The sequence below is a fragment of the uncultured Sphingosinicella sp. genome (assembly GCF_963974575.1).
Taxonomy (GTDB): domain Bacteria; phylum Pseudomonadota; class Alphaproteobacteria; order Sphingomonadales; family Sphingomonadaceae; genus Sphingosinicella.
On the sequence record NZ_CAXBBQ010000005.1, the window covers coordinates 81,841 to 101,939 of the forward strand.

General features: G+C 65.0%; 18 protein-coding genes. 5 read left to right on the top strand and 13 right to left on the bottom strand.

Annotated elements, in window-relative coordinates:
• Window positions 1–70 precede the first annotated feature (70 nt).
• A complete protein-coding gene (locus AAC014_RS10600) occupies window positions 71–916 on the top strand; it encodes a methyltransferase domain-containing protein (RefSeq protein ID WP_339708127.1) in 846 nt (281 codons plus the stop codon).
• A gap of 101 nt (window positions 917–1,017) precedes the next feature.
• Here the strand turns inward: AAC014_RS10600 and map are convergent, their stop codons facing one another.
• The 6 genes from map to AAC014_RS10630 are packed head-to-tail and all read right to left on the bottom strand — an operon-like array spanning window position 1,018 to window position 6,811.
• Entirely contained in the window at window positions 1,018–1,845 is an 828-nt protein-coding gene (gene map, locus AAC014_RS10605; protein WP_339708130.1) for a type I methionyl aminopeptidase, read from the bottom strand.
• Between the two features lie 44 nt (window positions 1,846–1,889).
• Entirely contained in the window at window positions 1,890–3,062 is a 1,173-nt protein-coding gene (locus tag AAC014_RS10610) for an L-lactate dehydrogenase (protein WP_339708133.1), read from the bottom strand.
• Window positions 3,063–3,088: 26 nt separating this feature from the next.
• On the bottom strand, window positions 3,089–4,042 hold the full coding sequence (locus AAC014_RS10615; protein ID WP_339708136.1) for an NAD(P)-dependent oxidoreductase: 954 nt from the start codon (window positions 4,040–4,042) through the stop codon (window positions 3,089–3,091).
• Window positions 4,039–5,088, bottom strand: coding sequence for a 4-hydroxy-2-oxovalerate aldolase (gene dmpG, locus AAC014_RS10620; RefSeq protein WP_339708139.1), 1,050 nt, complete (start codon window positions 5,086–5,088; stop codon window positions 4,039–4,041). Before dmpG ends, AAC014_RS10615 begins: the two co-directional genes overlap by 4 nt.
• Window positions 5,085–6,029: an acetaldehyde dehydrogenase (acetylating) gene (locus tag AAC014_RS10625; protein WP_339708142.1), complete on the bottom strand. Its 945-nt coding sequence runs from the start codon at window positions 6,027–6,029 to the stop codon at window positions 5,085–5,087. Before AAC014_RS10625 ends, dmpG begins: the two co-directional genes overlap by 4 nt.
• Window positions 6,026–6,811, bottom strand: coding sequence for a fumarylacetoacetate hydrolase family protein (locus tag AAC014_RS10630; protein WP_339708145.1), 786 nt, complete (start codon window positions 6,809–6,811; stop codon window positions 6,026–6,028). The genes AAC014_RS10625 and AAC014_RS10630 overlap by 4 nt, the downstream gene beginning before the upstream one ends.
• A gap of 62 nt (window positions 6,812–6,873) precedes the next feature.
• On the opposite strand from AAC014_RS10630, the gene AAC014_RS10635 reads away from it, so the two are divergent.
• The 3 genes from AAC014_RS10635 to AAC014_RS10645 all read left to right on the top strand — a co-directional run bounded on the left by AAC014_RS10635 (window position 6,874) and on the right by AAC014_RS10645 (window position 12,593).
• Complete coding sequence (locus tag AAC014_RS10635; protein WP_339708148.1) at window positions 6,874–7,662, top strand: IclR family transcriptional regulator; 789 nt, start codon at window positions 6,874–6,876, stop codon at window positions 7,660–7,662.
• Window positions 7,663–7,929: 267 nt separating this feature from the next.
• Window positions 7,930–10,485 carry a TonB-dependent receptor gene (locus tag AAC014_RS10640; RefSeq protein WP_339708151.1) on the top strand — a complete coding sequence of 852 codons (2,556 nt, stop codon included), beginning with the start codon at window positions 7,930–7,932 and terminating at the stop codon, window positions 10,483–10,485.
• Window positions 10,479–12,593 (top strand): Atxe2 family lasso peptide isopeptidase, encoded by a 2,115-nt coding sequence (locus AAC014_RS10645; RefSeq protein ID WP_339708154.1) that lies wholly within the window; start codon window positions 10,479–10,481, stop codon window positions 12,591–12,593. Before AAC014_RS10640 ends, AAC014_RS10645 begins: the two co-directional genes overlap by 7 nt.
• 36 nt (window positions 12,594–12,629) lie before the next feature.
• On the opposite strand, the gene AAC014_RS10650 is transcribed toward AAC014_RS10645, so the two are convergent.
• The 7 genes from AAC014_RS10650 to AAC014_RS10680 all read right to left on the bottom strand — a co-directional run bounded on the left by AAC014_RS10650 (window position 12,630) and on the right by AAC014_RS10680 (window position 18,558).
• Window positions 12,630–14,339: an asparagine synthase-related protein gene (locus AAC014_RS10650; protein ID WP_339708157.1), complete on the bottom strand. Its 1,710-nt coding sequence runs from the start codon at window positions 14,337–14,339 to the stop codon at window positions 12,630–12,632.
• Window positions 14,339–14,992: a lasso peptide biosynthesis B2 protein gene (locus AAC014_RS10655; RefSeq protein WP_339708159.1), complete on the bottom strand. Its 654-nt coding sequence runs from the start codon at window positions 14,990–14,992 to the stop codon at window positions 14,339–14,341. The genes AAC014_RS10650 and AAC014_RS10655 overlap by 1 nt, the downstream gene beginning before the upstream one ends.
• Window positions 14,993–15,055: 63 nt before the next feature.
• Window positions 15,056–15,181: a hypothetical protein gene (locus AAC014_RS10660; RefSeq protein WP_276330578.1), complete on the bottom strand. Its 126-nt coding sequence runs from the start codon at window positions 15,179–15,181 to the stop codon at window positions 15,056–15,058.
• Window positions 15,182–15,281: 100 nt separating this feature from the next.
• Entirely contained in the window at window positions 15,282–15,893 is a 612-nt protein-coding gene (locus AAC014_RS10665; RefSeq protein WP_339708169.1) for a GntR family transcriptional regulator, read from the bottom strand.
• Window positions 15,890–16,804, bottom strand: a complete 915-nt coding sequence (locus AAC014_RS10670; RefSeq protein WP_339708172.1) for a phytanoyl-CoA dioxygenase family protein — start codon at window positions 16,802–16,804, stop codon at window positions 15,890–15,892. Before AAC014_RS10670 ends, AAC014_RS10665 begins: the two co-directional genes overlap by 4 nt.
• 25 nt (window positions 16,805–16,829) lie before the next feature.
• Window positions 16,830–17,441, bottom strand: coding sequence for an acyl-homoserine-lactone synthase (locus tag AAC014_RS10675; protein ID WP_339708175.1), 612 nt, complete (start codon window positions 17,439–17,441; stop codon window positions 16,830–16,832).
• 409 nt (window positions 17,442–17,850) lie between these two features.
• A complete protein-coding gene (locus AAC014_RS10680) occupies window positions 17,851–18,558 on the bottom strand; it encodes a LuxR family transcriptional regulator (protein ID WP_339708178.1) in 708 nt (235 codons plus the stop codon).
• A gap of 337 nt (window positions 18,559–18,895) precedes the next feature.
• On the opposite strand from AAC014_RS10680, the gene AAC014_RS10685 reads away from it, so the two are divergent.
• Entirely contained in the window at window positions 18,896–19,672 is a 777-nt protein-coding gene (locus AAC014_RS10685; protein WP_339708181.1) for a LuxR family transcriptional regulator, read from the top strand.
• Window positions 19,673–20,099: the final 427 nt, after the last annotated feature.

Sequence of the window (20,099 nt, forward strand, 5' to 3'; positions counted from 1 at the left end):
CCGATAAGGCGCAGCATAGTTGCTGGCAACGCGGCACCCGCGTGCCCGCGATCTTGCCAGGAGGAACATGATGTCGACGACCGAAGCCGTTGCGCCCGTGTGGGACTTTGTGGGCCATTATGTCGGACGCTTCTCGGTCGCGCCCGATTTCGGCGCTCTTGGCCAATATGAGTTCATCGGCGAGGCACTGATGCCGATCGCCCAGATGATTGTCGATACCGCCGCGATAACGCCGGGCGAGGCAGTGCTGGACGTCGGTGCGCGCAACAATGCGGCGCTGCTGGCCGCCCAGGCCGGAGCGAGGGTTACCGCGATCGAGGTTTCGCCCCGCCTGCTGGATGTCGCGCGCGAGAAGATGAAGGATTTCCCCCAAACCCGTTTCGAGCTGGCCGACGTCGCCAGGCTTCCCTTTCCGGATGCCAGCTTCGACGCGGTGATCGATGCGGTAAGCCTGATGTTCGGCGCCGACCGCGAGGCGGCGGTCGCCGAGATGGCCCGGGTGTTAAAACCGGGCGGGCGCATCGTGTGGACCGGCTGGTTCGGCGGCGATGCGATCTCCGACGTGGCGAAGATCCAGATCAACGACACTGCGGCCGTGGTTGGCAAGGCGCCGTTTCCGTACAGCTATTGGGGCAATGAGGACGAGATGCGTGCGCTGTTCGGCGCGCAGGGCTTCGACGTCGTCCTGCAGAAGCATCCGATGGTCAACACCGGTCCCGCGCCACGCACCTTCCTCGAAGGGCTGGACCAGGTGCATCCGGTGTCGCGCGGGTGCAGCCTCGCGCTCGAGAAGGCCGGCCAGTTTGAACGGACGATGACCCGGATGGTCGAGGCCATCGAGCGCCGCAACGAGGACAGCGAGGGTACGAAGATCAGCCGTCACTATGTCGTCGGCGTGGCGACCCGGAAGGCCTGATCCCCTTCGGACGATCGTTGGCGGGCGGGCGTGTCAGGGACACGTCCGCCCGTTTCAATTGGCGGCGCAGACGCTTGTCGCGCCGGTGACCGAGCGACGCCTCAGCGATAGGGCGGGCGATGGAGGCCCTTGGGGCTGGCGGTGAAGATCTCGCAGCCGGTTTCGGTGATGCCGATCGAATGTTCGAACTGCGCCGACAGCGTCCGGTCGCGGGTCACGGCAGTCCAGCCATCGTCGAGGATCTTCACGTCGGGCTTGCCGATGTTGATCATCGGTTCGATGGTGAAGATCATGCCGTGCCGCAATTCGGGGCCGGTGCCGGGCTTGCCATAGTGCAGCACATCCGGCGCGTCGTGATAGACGCGGCCGACCCCGTGGCCGACGAAATCGCGTACCACGCCGTAGCGATGCTTTTCGGCGTGGCGCTGGATGGCGTGGCCGATATCGCCCAGATGATTGCCGGGTTTAGCCTGCTCGATGCCGAGCATCAGGCATTCATATGTCACGTCGACCAGCCGCCGCGCCTTGATCGCGACGTCGCCGACAAGGAACATTCGGCTGGTGTCGCCATGCCAGCCGTCGACCAGCGATGTCAGGTCGATATTGACGATGTCGCCATCCTTCAGCGTCCGATCACTGGGGATGCCGTGGCAGACGACATGGTTGACCGAAATGCAGCTGGTATGCGCGTAGCCGCGATAGCCGATGTTCGCCGGTGTGGCCCCGGCCGCCAGCATCGCTTCACGCGCGAAATCGTCGAGGGCCGCCATGCTGACGCCCGGTTTGACCATCTCGGTCAGGGAATCGAGGATCGTGGCGGTGATCTGCCCGGCCTTGCGCATGCCGTCGAACCCTTCCGGACCGTGCAGCCTTATCGCGCCCGTCCGGCGATCGGCATCGGCCGCGGAGGCGGAAACATATTGGGTCATCGCTGTTCCTAAAGCGTTCAAACAGGCCTCGCGAGGCAAAGATGTCATATAAGTGGGTTTGCCATCCGCGACAATTGATCCGAACGCCCAAGCGCCTTCGCCGCATCGATATCCCGCAGACCGGCCAGTACCATCGCCGTACGCAATTCGGACTGGAAACGGGCGAGCAGCGCCGCGATCGCCGCTTCGCCACTGGCGGCCGCATAGGCCCAGGCGCGGCCGATGAGGACGCCGTCGGCGCCCAGCAGCAGCGCCTTCAGCACGTCCTGCCCGCTGCGAACCCCACCGTCGACGAGCAAGCTGGCCCGACTGCCGACGGCCTTGGCGATGGCCGGTAGCGCCACGGCCGTGGGAGAAACGCTGTCGAGTTGGCGACCGCCATGGTTGGAGACGACAATAGCGTCGGCGCCACTGTCGAGCGCCAGACCGGCGTCCCGAGGATCAAGGATGCCCTTGATCACGAGCTTGCCCTGCCACTGGTCCCGGAGCCAGGTGATGTCGCGCCAGGTGACGCTGGCATCGAACTGCCCCATCAGCCAGCCGCCGAAGCTCGCCAGGTTGCGCGCCTTGGCGACATAGCGCGCAAGATTGCCGAATGTGTGCGGGCCACCGCGCAGGCCGACGTCGACCAGCCAGCGGGGATGGCGCGCATAGCTCAACAGCTTGGCCGGGGAGATGCCGCCGAACAGATCGTTGCGGATGTCGCGCCGCCGGATGCCGGGCATGGGGAGATCGACGGTGAAGACCAGCGTGCGGCAGCCGCTGTCCCAGGCGCGGCGCAACAGATCGGTGACGACGTCGCGGTCGCGCATCATGTAGAGCTGGAACCAGAAGGGGCGACGGGCCGCCCGTGCGACCTCCTCGACCGAACAGATCGCGTTGGCAGACAAGCAGAAGGGTATGCCGGAGGCCTCGGCCGCGCGCACCGCCTGGGTCTCGCCGCGCCGGCACATCAGGCCGGCAAAGCCGATCGGCGCGAGCGCGAGCGGCATCGCGCAGCCTTCGCCGAGCAGATCGCCCGAGCTGTCAACGGCGGACATGTCGACCATCACCCTTTGCGGAAGGCGCACGGCTGCGAAAGCGGTCTCATTCTCCCGGATCGTTATCTCGTCGCCGGCACCGCCTTCGAAGTAGTCGAAGATAAGCGGCGGAATGCGCGCCTTGGCGATCCGGCGGAAATCCGCAAAGCTGGCAAGGGTGGCGTGGCGATCGGCCAAGACGGGGTCCTCGATCGGGAATGGGATCAGACGACCTGGTTGGCAGGGCGCTCGCCCCGTCGCCAGGCTTCGATTGCGTCGCAGAGCGCCGTCGCCATGCCCCGCCGAGCCTCTTCGGTCGCGCTGCCGATGTGGGGCGTCGCGACCACTTCGGGCCGGCTCAGGAAGCGCCGATCGATACGGGGTTCGTTGCGAAAGACGTCGAGGCCGGCCGCCCGGACCTTGCCGCTGTCCAGCGCCTCCAGCAGCGCGTCGTCGTCGATCAGGTCGCCCCGGCCGATATTGACGACGACCAGGCCTTCGCGCGCCAAGGCCAGGTGCTCGCGGTTCAGGAAATTACGTGTCTCTCCCGTTGAAGGGGCCGCGAGCAGCAGCATATCGGTGCTGCCTAGAAAATCCTCCGCGCTGGCGATGAAGATTGCCCCGGCCTCGTCCGCGGCCCGGCTGCGGTTATGATAGACCACTGTCATCTCAAAGGCCGCCGCACGCTGCGCGACCCGGCGACCGATGTCGCCGAGGCCGTAGATGCCCAGCGTCTTGCCCGCGAGTTCGGTGCCGAGGATGTGGCTCGACCACAGGTCGGTCCAGCGGTCTTCGCGGAGCAGGGCGGTCGCCTCGGTCATGCGGCGGGTCGCGGCAAGCAACAGCAGCATCGCCTGATCGGCGACGGCGTTCGAGAGGACGCCTGGGGTATTGAACAGCGGCAGGCCCCTCGCGCGGACCGCGTCGAGATCGATATGGTCGAGGCCGACCGAATAGGTCGCGAGCGCTCCCACCGAGGCGGGGAGGCCGGCGAGGAAGGCCGCATCCACCCGGACGGGCGGGCTCAGCAGAAGGACGTCGGGGCGAACCGTGCCGAGCGATGCCGCATCCCTGTCCTCGATGATGAAGCGGCGCGCGAACTCGCCGCGCGCGGTCGGCGCCAGCGGGACGAGCGACGCTATCCGGACGGGGGAGGGCGGGTCCGAAGCGTCGTTCAACGCGCGACCGTCCGCTTGCTGTCGCTCCGCCGCTTGATGTCGAGGGCGACGTCGACGATCATGTCTTCCTGCCCGCCTACCATCTTGCGCTGGCCGAGCTCGATGAGGATTTCTCTGGCATCGAGATCATAATCCTCGGCCGCCTTCTCGGCATGGCGCAGGAAGCTCGAATAGACCCCGGCATAGCCGAGGGTGAGCGTCTCGCGATCGACCCGGACCGGACGGTCCTGCAGCGGGCGCACCAGGTCCTCGGCCGCGTCCATCAGCTTCATCACGTCGCAGCCATGGTTCCAGCCCTTGCGGTCGGCGGCGGCGACGAACACCTCGAGCGGCGCATTGCCGGCACCCGCACCCATGCCGGCCAGGCTGGCGTCAATCCGGACCGCGCCCTCCTGTGCCGCGACGATCGAGTTGGCGACACCGAGCGAGAGATTATGGTGCGCGTGCATGCCGCGCTGGGTCTCGGGCTTGAGCAGCCGGTCATAGGCCCGAAGGCGATCGCGCACCCCGTCCATGTCGAGTGCGCCGCCGCTGTCGGTGACGTAAACGCACTGGGCCCCATAGCTTTCCATCAGCAGTGCCTGTTGGGCTAGCGCTTCGGGCTCGATCATGTGGCTCATCATCAGGAAGCCCGACACGTCCATGCCGAGATCCCGGGCGATGCCGATATGCTGTTTGGAAACGTCGGCCTCGGTGCAGTGGGTAGCGACCCGGACCGAACGAACGCCCAGATCATAGGCACGCCGCAGTTCCTCGACGGTGCCGATGCCGGGGACCAGCAGGGTCGTCAGCACCGCGCGCTCGAGGACATCGGCGGCGGCCTCTATCCATTCCCAATCGGTCTGGGCGCCGAAGCCGTAGATGAAGCTGGTGCCGCCCAGTCCGTCGCCGTGCGAAACCTCGATCGCATCGACCCCGGCTTCGTCGAGCGCCTTGGCGATCGCGCGGACATGGTCGATGCCGTACATGTGACGGATCGCGTGCATGCCGTCACGCAAGGTCACGTCCTGGATGTAGAGCTTCTGCTGTTCGACGTCGAAGCTCATGCCGCGCCCCTCCGTGCCTGGATGCGCTGCGCCAGCAGCTCACCGGTCGCCTTGGCGGCAGCGGTCATGATGTCGAGATTGCCCGAATAGCTGGGCAGATAGTCGCCCGCGCCCTCGACCTCGAGGAACACCGAGGTCCTGATGCCGGTGAACTCGCCCCGACCCGGTATCTTCAGCCGGTTGTTGTCGCCGAAGCGTTCGAACTGAACCTCCTGCTTGAGGCGGTAGCCGGGGACGTAGCTCTGCACCTTCTTCACCATCGTTTCGATCGAGGCGCGGATGGTGGCTTCGTCGGCGCCTTCGGACAGGGTGAACACCGTATCGCGCATGATCATCGGCGGTTCGGCCGGATTGAGGATGATGATCGCCTTGCCTTGCGCAGCGCCGCCGACCTTCTCGATCGCCGAGGCGGTGGTGCGGGTGAACTCGTCGATGTTCGCGCGGGTGCCGGGGCCGGCCGAGCGCGAGGAGGCCGAAGCGATGATCTCGGCATAGCGGACCTCGGCCACCTGGCTGACGGCGGCGACGATCGGGATGGTAGCCTGGCCGCCGCAGGTGACCATGTTGACGTTGGTCGCCTCCAGATGGGCGTCCAAGTTGACCGGCGGGATGACGAAGGGGCCGATCGCCGCCGGGGTCAGGTCGATCACCAGCTTGCCGTCGGCGCGCAGCGCCTCGTCATGGACCTTGTGGGCATACGCCGAGGTTGCGTCGAAGATGATGCCGATCTCGGCATAGTCGGGCAGCGCCTTCAAGCCTTCGAGCCCCTCATGGGTGGTGGTGATGCCGCGTTCGCGCGCCATGGCGAGCCCCTCGGACGCGGGATCGATGCCGACCACCGCAGCCAGTTCCATATTCTGCGGATATTTGATCATCTTGATCATCAGGTCGGTGCCGATATTACCCGATCCGATGATCGCCGCCTTGATCTTGTCGCTCATGCCTGGAATCCGTAGCTGAAGGCGCAGGTGCCGATGCCGCCGATGTGGATGCGTGTCCGGTCGCCGGGGTGCAGGTTCACCATTGGGCCGAGCGCGCCGGACAGCAGGATATCGCCGGCCCGCAGCGGCTCCCCGTTCAGGGCGAGCGTGCAAGCCAGCCAGCGGACCGATTTATAGGGATGGTCGAAGCAGGCGGCGCCGGCGCCGACCGAAGCGATCTCCCCGTTGATCTCTGTGACCATGCCGCAACTGTAGAGATCGAGCCCGGCGGGGGATCTCACGTCGGTCCCGAGCACGAAGAAGGCCGAGGAACCATTGTCGGCAATGGTATCGGATAAGGTGATCTTCCAGTCGGCGATGCGGCTGTCGACGATCTCGATCGCGGCCACGGCACCGTCCATCGCGGCAGCGACGCCGTCGAGCGACAGATCGGGATCAGCGAGGTCGCGTCCGAGGATGAAGGCGATCTCCGCCTCCGCGCGGGGCTGGATCACCGTCGCTGGATCGAGCATGCCGCCATCGTCGATCTGCATATCGGCAAAAAGCGCCCCGAAATCAGGCTGGTCGATGCCGAATTGCTGCTGGACCGCCTTGGCCGTAGCACCGATCTTCCGGCCGACCAGGCGGCGCCCCTGATCGATCCAATGACGGGTGTTGATCGCCTGCACCGCATAGGCGCCGTCGATATCCAGCGGTTCGAGGAACGTGCGCAACGGCGCGATGGTTCCTCCCCGATAGGCGTCGCGCAGCAGCCGCGCGGCATGATCATATTGTCTCTTCATGGCGAAAACATATATGATATGTTGCGAGGCCTTGGCAATCACGGCCGGTCCCAGATTATCACATGATGGAAATGAACATGCTCGCCGGCTCCCGCAGTTCGCTCGACAAATCGCTCTCCCTGCTAGTCCAGGTGCTGGAGGGCGCGCGCGATTGCAGGTCGCTGCCCGCGCTGGCGGAGGCGGAGGAGTTGCCGCTGTCCACCGCCTATCGGTTGATGGCCAGCCTGGAGAGGGCTGGACTCGTCGCCCAGCTCGGCCCAAACCGCTATATGGCCGGCGCAACGCTGCGGCGGCTTGCCGGATTTCCACTTTCGCCGAGCCGCATCCTCGCGGAAATTGGCAGGCCGATCCTGACGGACCTGTCGCGCCGCACCGGCCGGATCACCCACCTCGGTGTGCTAGACGAAAATATGACCACTTACCTGGTCAAAGAGGGGGATAGGGCAGGCCGCGCAATCTCGGGCCCAGATATGCAGTTGGAAGCCTATTGCTCCGGCATTGGCAAGGCTCTGCTTGCTCATTTGTCTACTGAAGAACTCGACACCTATCTTGCGACGGCGCCCCTTGTGGCGCTCACGCCCAGAACGATCATATCTGCCGAGGCTTTGCGGGAGGAACTCGCGAGCATCCGACAGCGTGGTTATGCGATCGATCACGAGGAGATGTTCGAGGGGTTTATTTGTATCGCCGTGCCGATCCAGCTACGCGGCCACGTAGTCGCGGCAATTTCGCTTGTTGTAACACAGAATGCAGAGCCTTATCGGCCAACTCGCTATCTATCCCGCCTGCTTGTCGCAGCAGCGCAGATCGAAAAGCGGCTCTACTCAGTCAGGGACGTGTTTTTGCCGTAATCCTGAAGTCGGGAAAATCTTCTTCTCCGACAGAGTAAATCTGTCGAATTATCACGGAATCGGCCACCCCCGGTTACGCTACGTCTGTTCGGCAATCCCGATCTGCCGACAAACTCGCCGCAACGCTCGACCTCGCGGTCGTGCGCGAACCGGGCGGCAGTATCCGGCTGCGCGCTCGATCTTTCTGAAAATCGCGTAGGGGGTTTGCCACCCCCGGCGTCAACGGCCCTGAACGCTTCATCCCGAGGCGTCCACAGGGAGGAACAAATGACGCAGAAGAAACGGCAGAAAAATGCCGTGAGGCGGGGCCTGGTCGCGCTCTGGTTGCTGGCGGGCAGCGCACCGGCGCTTGCGCAGGGACCGCATGCGCAGAGCTACGACATGCCCGCGCAGGCGCTTGGTGCTGCGCTCGGCGAAATCGGAACACGGTCGGGCACCGAAATCATCGCGCCGGCAACGCTCGTCGAGGGACTTGCGGCGCCGGCGCTGCGTGGTGCCTATGCTCCCGACGCCGCCGTCCGCGCATTGCTCGCCGGAACGGGGCTTGTTGCAGAGCGTGTGAACGGCGCGCTCGTGATCCGCCGCGCCGAAGCTGCGGGCGGTAGCGACAACGAACCGATCGTCGTCACGGGAACGCGGATTCGGGGTGCGCCCATTGCCTCGCCGGTCATCGCTGTCAGCGCAGACCGGATGCGCGCGGCGGGGCAGGCGGGTCTCGCCGACGCGATGCGGGCGTTGCCGCAGAATTTCGGGGGCGGACAGAACCCCGGCATCGGCAACAATGTGCCCGAGGCGAGCGGTGTCGATATCGGCGGCGGCGCGTCGCTCAACCTGCGCGGGCTTGGCAGCGATGCCACGTTGACACTCCTCAATGGCCACCGGCTGTCCTATTCGTCGGCGCTGCAGAGCGTCGATATCTCGGCGATTCCCTTCGATGCCGTCGACCGCATCGAGATCGTGGCGGACGGCGCATCGGCGCTCTACGGCTCGGATGCTGTCGCCGGTGTCGCGAACATCATTCTCCGCAGCGATTTCGACGGCCTGCGCGCGCGGGCGCGCTGGGGCGCATCGACCGACGGCGGCAACGGGCAGCAGCAGTACGGACTTCTGGCCGGCCGTACCTGGGACAGCGGCGGTCTCATGGGCGCCTACGAATTCTCGCGCATCTCGCCAATCGTCGCGCGGCAGCGCAGCTATGCCGCCGACGTCACACCGGGTGTGACGCTGTTTCCGTTTCTCAAACACCACAACGGGCTTATGAGCGGGCATCAGGCGCTCGGGGACAAGGTCACGCTCGCCTTCGATGCGCTTTACAACACGCGCTGGAAGGCATCGATCTTCCCGCTGAACACGGCCGGTGACCTCGATGTGAGCCGCGCGGAAAACCGGACGCGGAGCACGTCCTTTGCCATCGCGCCTGCGCTCAAGGTGGATCTCGGCAGCTGGCGCGCCGGCCTCTCCACGATGTACGGCGAGGACCGCGTGCATTTCACGATCGCCAACATCCTGGGCGATAACGTGCTGCTGAACGGCCCCAATTGCTACTGCAATTCCGCGACGTCGATCGAACTTGCCGCGGACGGACCCTTGTTCGCGCTTCCCGGCGGCAGCGCCCGTCTGGCAGTCGGCGGCGGCTACCGGCAGAATGCGTTCGAGCTGCGCCGCGCGCTCGCACCGCAGCTTGATATCGACGAGACGCGCGACAGCAACTTTGCCTACGCCGAGCTGAACCTGCCGTTCGTCGGTCCGGCCATCGCCATCCCGGGCGTCCACCGGCTGAACCTCAGCGGTGCGCTCCGCTACGAGCGCTATCCGGACATCGATACGGTGGTGACGCCCAAGCTCGGCCTCATCTACGCGCCCTTCGCCGGTGTGACGCTGAAGGGCAGCTGGGGGCGGTCATTCCGCGCGCCCACCTTCCTGCAGCTCTATCAGTCGCCGTCCGCGACGCTCGTCCCCGCAACGCGGCTCGGCGGCACCGCAACGCCCGGCGCAACCGCGCTGCTGCTGATCGGCGGCAACACCGCACTCGCACCCGAGCGTGCACGGACCTGGTCGGCATCGGTCGTGCTCGAACCCGCGATTGCAGGCGCACGGCTTGAGTTCGGCTGGTTTGAAACGCGCTACCGGAACCGCATCGTCACACCGATCGTGACGACCGCTCAGGCGCTGAGCGATCCCGCCTACGCCGATCTGGTTTCTCGCGATCCGGACGTGGGTGCGGTGAATGCCGCGATCGATTCGGTAGACAGTTTTTACAACAGTACGGGCGGAACATTCGATCCGACTTCGGTGACCGCGATTGTCAACAACCGCTACGTCAATGCCGGGCATCAGACGATCCGCGGGCTCGATGCGCTGGCAAGCTACGAAACCCCCATGGCCGGAGGCGTGCTCAGCCTTTCACTCAACGCGACCTGGCTCGAAAGCACGCAGCGTCGCACCGCACTACAGCCCGAGGTCGCGCTCGCGGGCCGGCTGTTCAACCCGCCGCACTGGCGCGCACGCGCCGGTGCCAACTGGACGGCGGGCCCACTCGGGCTGAACGCGCATGTCAATTACACAGGCGGGGTTACCGACATGCGGCAGATGCCTGCCGATGATGTCGAGGGGATGACGACACTCGATCTCGCGGTGCGTTTCGAGACACCGCGTGGCGGCGGTCTCCTTGGCGGTCTGGAATTCGTGCTCGCCGCCGAGAATGTCCTCAACGCGCGACCCGATCCGATCCGGACGACGCTCTACTACGACACGCCCTACGACTCGACGAATTACACCCCCATCGGACGTTTCATCAGCCTGGGAGTCAGCAAGACATGGTAAGCCTTCTTCGCACGCTTTCGACGCGTAGCCGTATCCACGCATGCGCTGTCGGCGCAGCTCTTGCCGGCGTGCTGGCCTGCAGCAGTGCGAAGGCCGGAACGCCATGCGCTGACGTTCTCCCGCAGGCGTCCGCGCCTGCTGCTACAATGCGCGACTTCGTACCCGACGACCTGATGCGGCTGCGCGACATTGGCCTTCCCGAAGGTGGCATGGCCTCGAGCCACAGCCCGCTCTCGGTCTCGCCCGATGGGCGCGCGCTCGCGTTTATCGTCAATCGTGCCCATCCCGAAACCAACAGCTACTGCCGCGCGCTGGCCGTTCTCGATCTCGCCAGCGGACGTGTCCGCATCGTCGATCTTGGGGGCGAACTCATCACGCTCTCCTACATCCTGCGCGGCATGCTCGAGCAGCCGGGCTTTCCGGATCTCGTCGTGCCGTTCTGGTCGCCGGACGGACGCTGGATCGCATACCGGAAGAAGCTGGACGGCGTCGTGCAGGTCTGGCGCGCCGCGGCGGACGGAAGCGGTGCCAATGCGGTCACGGCGCTTGCCGACGATGCCGAGACGGTCGGCTGGACCGGCGACAGCGCGCGCGTCCTTGTCGGTATCCGCCCCGGGATCCGGGAAACGCGCGCGCGGATCGCCGAGGAGGGGCGTTCGGGCTATCTCTACGATGACCGGTTCAATCCGACGACCGGCGCCTTCCCGAAGATCACCGGCGAGCATCCGCGGGTGATCCTGTCGGCAGCGCCCGACGGAAGCGGAGTTCGTGCCGCGGACGCGCGCGAGGCGGAGCAGATGGGACCTGATGTCACGCTTGGTGCGCGCTCCGAATTCGATGCGCGGTCAGCGCACGGCCGCGCCTGGACCACACGCGAGGGTTTCCTTGGGCCGCTTCGCATCCATGTCGAGAACGCCAGAGGTGTGCGGATCGGGTGCGCTGCCGAGGCCTGCTCCGGCAAGATTGCCGGGCTGACCTGGCTCGGCGACAGCCTGCTTATCGTTCGAAAGCAGGGACGGGCGCACAGCGACATGGCCGTCTGGCGCTGGACGCCCGGCAAGGGCGATCCCGTAGAGCTGGTAGCTGGCGAGGACGTGCTGCAGGGCTGCACAGCCGCATCGGGCAAGCTTTACTGCCTGCGCGAGAACGCAGTGACGCCGCGCCGGATCGTCGCCATTGATCCGGCGAGCGGTGCGTCGACCACCGTGTTCGATCCGAACCCGGAATTCCGGAACATCCGTCTCGGCACGTCGCGGCGGCTGTTCTTCACCAACAACGTCGGTCTCGACACGTGGGGCGATCTCGTGCTCCCGCCCGGCTACAAGGGCGGTCGCCTGCCGCTCGTCGTCGTCCAGTATCACAGCGATGGTTTCCTGCGCGGCGGGACCGGAGAGGATTATCCGGTGCACGCCTTTGCTGCGCGCGGATTTGCCGTGCTCAGCTACGAACAGACGCCATTTTACGCGACGGCGAAGGCGAACCCCAAAGATGATAACGAGCTGATGACGATCAACAACAAGGACTGGGCCGAACGGCGCAGCCTCCTCTCGGGGCTTGAGACCGGTGTTCGCAAGGTGATCGACATGGGCATCGCCGATCCGGCCCGCATCGGGATTACGGGGCTCAGCGACGGTGCCAGCACCGTCGCCTTCGCACTCATCAACTCCGATCTGTTTGCCGCCGCAGCGATGAGCAGCTGCTGCATCGAACCCGAATCGGTGACGACCTACGGCGGTCCCGTCTGGGCGCGCGCGATGCAGGGGCAGGGATATCCGAAAGCGACGAAGCCTGACCCGGAATTCTGGGCGCCGGCATCGATCGCACAGAATGCTGCGCGCATCGATACGCCGATCCTGATGCAGCTCGCCGACCAGGAATATCTGCTTTCGCTTCAGGCGTGGACGGCGCTGACCGAACTCGGGAAGCCCGTCGAGATGTACATCTATCCCGACGAGCGCCACATCAGGTGGCAACCTGTCCACAAGCAGGCAACGTGGGAACGCAGCCTCGACTGGTTCGATTTCTGGCTCCGCGGCAAGCGCGATGACAGTCCTGCGAAGGCGGCACAATACAGGCGCTGGGAGGCGATGCGCCAGCCTCCGAAATAGCCAGTCCCTGAGGGCGCAGGTGGCCTGGGTGACGCGTCAAAAGCCGCGCGCCCAGGCTTCGACATCTGCAAGGGCGAGAATGCGCAGATGATCGTGCCCCTTGACGGGCGTCGTATCGCGGAGGGTGTATTCGAGCGCAGCCCGGTCCAGGATGCTCTCACGAACGAGAACGCCGTCCAGCAGAAATTCGGAAAGCGTGCTTCGGCGTGTCTCGTACAGCGCCGCCGAAAAACTGTCCGGCGTACCTTTCGAACGCCTCACCGTGATCATGCGCGGGAGCCTCTCCGCAAATGCCTGCCGCGCCGCCCATCGGTTGTGGCCGGCGTGAACCCATTCCCAGCTCGGGATACCGAGACAATGCTCGATGAGCGGCTGCGCCATAAGCGGCGCCAGTTCGGGCAGCGGGCCCGGCCACGTTTCGATGAGATTCTCAACTGCAATCATAAGGGCAACATGTGCCGCGCGGCCGGGAAGCGCGCCGCGCGGCGCCTTGAGCCACCGGTGCGTCGCAAGCGCTGATGCAGTCCTTTCGACATCGTCCGACAGAAAGCGAAAATCCGGCTGCCACCGATAGTCCGGCGGTCTGAACCATGCCCGCGCAATGCCATGCGCTGCGACCGTCAGTACGTTGCTCTCCGCGAGCTCCGCAATGTCCAGCGCCGTCCGCCATACCGAAGGACCAATCCCCCGGGTGCGCAGCCGGTCGGCGAGCGGCGCTGCAGATTGAAGCGAACAGAACAGATTGTCGCCGCCGCCGCCATCGAAAACAGCATCGGCGCCGATGCCTGACGCGGTCTCGCGCTTGCACGCGCGGATCGCCTGCGCGAACGCGCGCGCAATCGGGCGGGGCAGATGCGCGGCGGCGGACCGGCTGATATCGACCGCGTTGAGCGCGAGGTTTGCGCTGACAAGCGGAATACCGAGGTGGGCCGAAACCGTTTCGGCGTAGCGGCGTTCATCGCCGCTCGGATCGCCGGTGGTGAACGTCAGTGCGCTGAGCCGCGCACCGCTCTTCGCAGCGGATGCAGCGAGGATAGACGAATCGAGCCCGCCCGACAGCATGATGAGGACATGTTCGAACGGCGCCGCGCGCGCGGCGATGCATGTGTCTGCAAGCTCGCGAAGACGATGCGCATTTTCCTCGATGGTGAGCACTCTTTCGGGCTGCGTGAAATCCCAGGGCGACCAGAGCGTCTCCGTGCCGAGACCGTCCGGCCTCGCCACAAGGCATTCTCCGCCGAGCAATTCGCGCACGCCTGCAAGGCAGGTGTCCGCCCCGCGCAGGCCTCGCCCCGCGAGATGCGCGGCAACGTGCGTCCATGCGCATGTAAAGCGCGCCTGAAGCGCGGCTTCCAGAAGTGCAAGGTCGGAGGCGATGACAACGCCGCCGCGGTGTGCGCTGTAAAAAACATCCTGATCTCCAAACGGCGCGCGCAGGGCCCGCACCTCTGCGCCATCCGACCAGAGGGCGACGTAATTTCCCCAATGGGACGCGGTGAGGCAGCGCCCTTTCGTGACGAGAATGGTACGCGTGTCAGGCGGCCCGGCATTGCGCAGGGGATGGGGGTGAAGCATCCCGAGGATGACACCGGCGTCGTTCTCGAGAGGGCACATCTCGATGCCACCCGCGAACACCTGCAGACGATCGGAATCGAGAATGCAGGCAAGCCCGGCATCCTTCATGCGTGCGGCGATCCGGTCATCAGGCGACGAGGCGCGGATGTTGGCAAGGAAGCGCGGCGTCATCACACGACACGGATCGGCGTGAAATTACGCACAGTATCGAGCTGGTCATTGAGGACCGTGTCCCCGAGCTGGACCCATGCGTGCGCGCTGAACGGGCGCAGCCGCGCGCCGAAAACGATGTCGACAGCGAATCCGCGGCGGCGCAGATAGCGCCCGAGCGCGAGCGAGCGTACCAGACATTGTTCGTGCGGTGTTGCGAGCATGCCCAGCCGCTCGAACGCCGCGGCAACAGGGCCAGCATCCGCGTTGGCGTCCAGCGTCGACAGGGCAGGGATACGGCGTGACAGTCTGCGGAGTGTCCGGTCGAGCCCGATGAGACGAAGAGCAAGTGCCGTTCGCGCAAGTGCGATGGCAAGTCCCGGCACATGACGATTGTCAGGCGCGGGGGGCTGGTCGAGGAGACTGGCTCGGATGTCTGCAGATTTGCAGGGTGCCAGCGGCTGGCCCTCGCCCTCAACAAGCAGACCCGCAGACGCGAGCCCGGGTGGTATATCGGAGGCTGCTCCGAAGATGGTCTCGCCTGCCATCAGGCGGCGGAATACCGCTTCCGCAGGCTCGGGGAGACTGAGGTAGAGGTCGGCGGCGCTGTCGAGAAAGACGAGCCGGCCGTGAACATCGCAGAAGCTGATGCTTTGAGGCAGGGTCCAGACCATATTGCGGAGATCCGCCGGAAGGCTGGACGCGCGGCCGCATGGCCGCGCGTCCTCACCCTCCTGTCAGTCGCGACTGAGGCCGGCCGGATCGCGGGCGAGCTGGGCGTCGCCGTTAAATCCCACCGGGCCCTTCGTCTCGACGCTCGCCTTGCCGAGCGTGCGGACATCCGTCTTCTGTGTGCGTTTCATGGATGCTCTCCTTCTGGTTTCGTCGCAATCCAGCGACAGGATCCGAGAGTAGAGCGTCCGCACCGTATCGAAATTTTATACGGTGCGTGCAAAATGAATATCAGCGCGCCTGTCCGCATGCGCTGCAGATCTCAGCTACCTTGCGGATACGTCGCCGGTGATAGCGCGCGATCGCCTGATGCAACGGCGCGCCTTGCAAGGTATGACTGGCAGCGAACAGCGCCCTGAATTCCGGTTCGAGATCATCAAAGACATGCGCCTCGGCATGGCGGACCGCATGCAGCCGGTTGCCGGTGTTGATGATCGCGGCATCCCATTCCTCATTACCGGCACGATGCGCCAGCCCGGCAAACAGCTGCGCGACGGCGTGGGGAATATCGGGAGCGTCTGTGCCGCGCGTCTGTTCGGTCGGGGCAGCGTTTGTCGCTGCGCGTAGTTTTAGGCAGGTCACCAACAGGGTCTGGTTCCACGTATAGAGATTGCGGAGCCGGGATTCCGATACGGCGGGCACATGAAAGCCCTCGTGCGGCCAGCCCTCGACAAGACGCTCGCCCATCAGCCGGTGCAGGGCATCGCGCACCGGCGTCGTGCTCGTATTGAGTTCGACGGCAAGGCGCGCGGGATCGAGGCGCTGGCGCGGGAGCAGCGCGCCCGACATGAGGTGCGTCTTGAGCGCGTCGTAAACGCGCTCCATCGTCAGGCCCGGGCTCATACCGCGCTGTCGCTGGCCACCTGTGCTGTCGCATTCCGGGAGGCCGCGTGGCGCGCATAAGCGGCGATCAGCTCCGTCTGCTCCGGCGTCAGCGCATCCACTGCGGCAAGCGGCCCAGGCGCGCCGCCGCGCAGCAGCACCGACGGGCATTGGCCCTCATAATTATTGAGGTTGGGGCGATGCTGGCGATAGCCGATGAGCGCCTGCAGGCTTTCCGGGAACTGCCGCGCGATCTCCGGTGGATAGGCGAGCCATGGGTTCTCGTAAGGCTTGAGCCAGCCGAGCGAATAGCCCACGACGATGCCGCGTCGCGGCGTTGCCCTGCGGTTGGCGCCGCCGCCATGCAAAACCGATCCCAGGAACAGGATCGCGTCGCCGGGTCCGCAGCACGCGGCAATGCCGGCGCCGTCGGGCAATTCGGCGGTCGCAGCCGCGCCGTGGGTGCCCGGCCAGATCCGTGTCGCACCATTGTCCTCGTAAAAGGCCCCCAGCGGCCACATGACGTTGACGAGATATTCCATGCGGCCCTTCTCGCACGGATACATATCCTGATCGCGGTGCGGCATCTGCGCGGGTTCGCCAGGATGAATCTCGATCGCTTGCATGAGATTGAGCTGGATGTGATCGCACCAGGGTCCGAGAATATTCTGAACCACGCCGAGCACGGTGGGATGTTCTGCAAGGCGCCTTGCCGCAGGCGCCCGCACAAGAAGCCGGCCAAAGCGTTTGGTGCGCGCGCCAAAGAAGCCGCCGATCGAGAAGGGCGTTTGCGCAAAATCCGGATCAAGCGCGGCATTGAGCGCCGTGATTTCGTCCTGCGGAAGCAATCCCGGGATGATGCAATAACCTTGCGAGGACAATCGGCCGGTCCAGTCGTCGGCGCCTTGCAGGGCAAGAGCAGGTGCGGGCATGGCAGATCTCCGGTTGAAATGAGTCTCAGGCGGCACGCTCAAGGGGAGGGTGGTCTGGTGCGCTCCAGATTCCCGCTGCCGCGAGACGGGCGGGTGTTTCAGCGTCGATGTCGATCAGGAGCGCAGCGATATCGGCGTCGGCGTGCCGCTGCGCCGCACCCAGCGGGCGGCAGGTCCAGCCGAACGCCTGGATTTGTCGCAGCCATGCCTGTTCGGCGACCGCTGTGTATCGCCGCACGCCCTGGTTCAGCGCATATTCGGCAAGTCCGCTGACAAGCCGGTCGCGGGCGCTGCGCCGCGCACGCGCCTTGAGGCGGCGGTCGAGACAGAAGCGTGTGATCTCGCGTGTATCGTGGGCTCGCGGTACGGCGCCTTCGCAGAGCGCGGGGAATAATGTGCCGAGAATATGCGGGCGAACGGTTTTCAGGAGACGTGCCGAAGCGAGGTGCGCGCCCGATGCGTCGGTCAGGATCAGATAGGCGGCATGGCTATCATCGAACTCGTCGATCTCGAACGTGCCGCCGATCACCGGTACGTCCCATTTGAGCAGATCGACGAAGACCTGTTTCCGCGCCTCGAACATCGCGCGCAGAACATCGCCGTTCGCACCGCTGTTGTGGTCGATCACATGTAGCATCGCCCCCGCTCCCTTTCCTCGCTTCGGATGCGGACCAGTTGAGCAGAGGGCTGCAGCGCCGTGCATCCCTGGAAACAGGGAGGCGATTCTCTGGTCAGATGGAGTGGCGAGAGCAGGCAGGCTCTCTGCGGGCGGGCGTTGGACAGGCTGGCGTATTCGGATCGGGAGCCTTTACTGCACCAGGACGAGCACGTTGCCCGTCAGAGCAGGCCTGCCGCAATAAAGATACGTTTGCAGATCATTATATTCGGGAATGATACGTAAACGGATCATTCTGCCATGCCGACGGGCCGTCAGATCCGATCCGCGGGCATTTACGCCTCGCAGCAATGCTTTCGGGACATTGCGTTATTTGCAATTTCGGCGCGCATATCCATGGATATGAGAACCATCCGGTGCGCGGTCATCCTTACAGGGCCCTCCGCTCAGGTTTCAGGACATCATCAATGCAGAGCGCGCCATCGGCAATCAGCCGAACGACGAGTTCGGTTCGGGAATGCACGCCAAGCCGTGCCCGTGCCTCACGCATATGTTCGAGCACCGTCTGCTCACCAATCCCGAGCTCGCGCGCGATCTCATGATTGCGCAGGCCGCGGCCGGCAAGCGCTATGCATTCGCGCTGACGGTCGCTGACCTGCGCGCCGGGAGTCCGGCGGCGCTGGCGAGAAAGGCGGCGGGCGCCCTCGAAGGCAAACAGCCCGATCATCTGGGCCCATGGCAGCACTTCGTCGGGCAGCGCTTCATCCGCGACTGAAACGAAGGTGCATGACCCCAGCGCCTCTCCCGGCACGTGCGCGGGAATCGTAACGCCTTCGCCAAGCCCGATCTCTCGCCCGCGGGCCAGCACGTCGCGGTCGGCGCGGGTCAGCGGAATCAGCTGCGTGACATCGCGCCACAGAAAACCCTGCGCCGTCCGGTGACTTGCCCGGTGGATCGGATCGGAAAGCCCGAGCCGGTTTGCATCATACCAGTCCTCCCACCCGGGCGGATAATTATGAATGCGTACGGCGCGCGGCGATACGGAAAAATCAACGTGATGCGAGAGCGCAAAATAACGGATGCCCATCCGGTCGCAGGCGTCCGCAAGGGCATCGCAAAGCGCGCTGTGCGTCTTCACGGCGGAAATCCTGCGCGCGAACGCGGAGGCAGCAAGCAGAGGCATTGGCCCATGACCCGGCCCGAAAAACCCGGCATTCTCATTGATGCCAGATCTCCCGGCCGCCTTCTCACACGCCGGCAGCGCTCCTCAAGAACGCTTGCCTGGCAGGCACGATCACTGCTCTGCCCGGGTGCGGTTGGACAAGTAACGTCCGCGACCTCGCCCGTCCGGTCAGGGGTGTAGATAGTAAATTCACAGAATCGGATAATGCAAGTATATTCTCTTTATTTGGCGGAAGGCAATTGTGGTGCTTCCGGGTGAGCGCAGGGAACAGGTTGACGAAGGCACAACATCGTTGGCGCCATCTGAACTTCATCCTGCGCCAGGCGCGCCGGACTTCGCTCTGGATGTCGCGGGCTCGTTTGCGGCAAGCGTGGCACGTGCCGGGACGCTGCCGGCGCTTGCTGCACTGCTTGGCGCGGCCGCCAGCGATCTCGGGTTTTCCTTTTTCGCGATCGCCGAACATGCAAATCTTGCAAGGCCGCCTCCCGATCTTTTTCTCCTCCACAATTATCCGCCAGGGTGGGCCGACGCATTCATGCTCGATGGCTGGCGGCATGATCCCGCCTGGCACGCGGCCAGCCGCCGTCTTGCGGGGTTCCGGTGGAGCGAGCTGCCCGCGCTCATGCATTTGACCGATGCTGAGCGCGCGCATCTTGCGGCTGCCCGCCGCGCCGGACTCGGCACCGGCTACACGGTGCCTCTGCACGCGCCCGGCGGTCGTACTGCGAGCTGTTCTTTCGCGGTGACGCCCGGGCACCGCATTGCAGCGCGTGCCCTCCTTGCCGCAGACATCATCGCGCAGCGGGCGTTTCTTGCCGCATCGACAATCCTTGGCACTTCGTCCCATCGTCCGCATTTGAGCCCACGCGAGCGTGAATGCGTGGTGCTGATGGCGCAGGGCAAGACCGACTGGGAGATCGCACGAATCCTCGGTCTGAGTGAGGAGACCGTAACGCGCTATCTGAAAACGGCGCGGCAGCGTTTCGGGGTCACGCGCCGGACCCAGCTCGCGCTTGCCGCAATGGAGGCCGGCTTCATAGAAATGCGCGACTGCATTTCCTGGGCCTAGCCACTTTGCGGTTCTGGTTCACCGCCGCATCTAAAACATCCCCCGCCGCGCGCTCCTGGTCCCGGGGGAGGGTGTCCACAATCGTGGTCGATTATGTCCTGTATACTGAACGTTATGCGTCTTTGTGTGCATTATACCGGACGTTACGGTCTGGCGCTGAACCCCGCGGACGGGTTTGTTCTGCAGCGGAGAGGCAGATGACGTCCTGAAGGCAAGGAACAGGGGCAACCGGATTTCGGGACGCGGCGAGAATGCCGCTACATGACATGAAAGCCGCAGGCTAACGGTTCGGACGAGCGCGGCCTGGTCCGCTGCGCTGCATTGCAGTGAAATCGACATCGGCGAACTGAACTCCTGGCAATAGCTCCTTTGGGGGGTGATGGCGCCGCCACCCCCTTCCGGCATCGTGTGCGCGAGCCGGAGGCGC

Bases quoted from the DNA above. Each gene is read 5' to 3' on its own strand.
- AAC014_RS10630 (WP_339708145.1), bottom strand. From the start codon at position 6,811: ATGAAGAGACAATATGATCATGCCGCGCGGCTGCTGCGCGACGCCTAT.
- AAC014_RS10645 (WP_339708154.1), top strand. From the start codon at position 10,479: ATGGTAAGCCTTCTTCGCACGCTTTCGACGCGTAGCCGTATCCACGCA.
- AAC014_RS10655 (WP_339708159.1), bottom strand. From the start codon at position 14,992: ATGGTCTGGACCCTGCCTCAAAGCATCAGCTTCTGCGATGTTCACGGC.
- AAC014_RS10635 (WP_339708148.1), top strand. From the start codon at position 6,874: ATGATGGAAATGAACATGCTCGCCGGCTCCCGCAGTTCGCTCGACAAA.
- dmpG (WP_339708139.1), bottom strand. From the start codon at position 5,088: ATGAGCTTCGACGTCGAACAGCAGAAGCTCTACATCCAGGACGTGACC.
- AAC014_RS10660 (WP_276330578.1), bottom strand. From the start codon at position 15,181: ATGAAACGCACACAGAAGACGGATGTCCGCACGCTCGGCAAGGCGAGC.
- AAC014_RS10675 (WP_339708175.1), bottom strand. From the start codon at position 17,441: ATGCTACATGTGATCGACCACAACAGCGGTGCGAACGGCGATGTTCTG.
- map (WP_339708130.1), bottom strand. From the start codon at position 1,845: ATGACCCAATATGTTTCCGCCTCCGCGGCCGATGCCGATCGCCGGACG.
- AAC014_RS10640 (WP_339708151.1), top strand. From the start codon at position 7,930: ATGACGCAGAAGAAACGGCAGAAAAATGCCGTGAGGCGGGGCCTGGTC.
- AAC014_RS10650 (WP_339708157.1), bottom strand. From the start codon at position 14,339: ATGACGCCGCGCTTCCTTGCCAACATCCGCGCCTCGTCGCCTGATGAC.
- AAC014_RS10665 (WP_339708169.1), bottom strand. From the start codon at position 15,893: ATGAGCCCGGGCCTGACGATGGAGCGCGTTTACGACGCGCTCAAGACG.
- AAC014_RS10625 (WP_339708142.1), bottom strand. From the start codon at position 6,029: ATGAGCGACAAGATCAAGGCGGCGATCATCGGATCGGGTAATATCGGC.
- AAC014_RS10600 (WP_339708127.1), top strand. From the start codon at position 71: ATGTCGACGACCGAAGCCGTTGCGCCCGTGTGGGACTTTGTGGGCCAT.
- AAC014_RS10670 (WP_339708172.1), bottom strand. From the start codon at position 16,804: ATGCCCGCACCTGCTCTTGCCCTGCAAGGCGCCGACGACTGGACCGGC.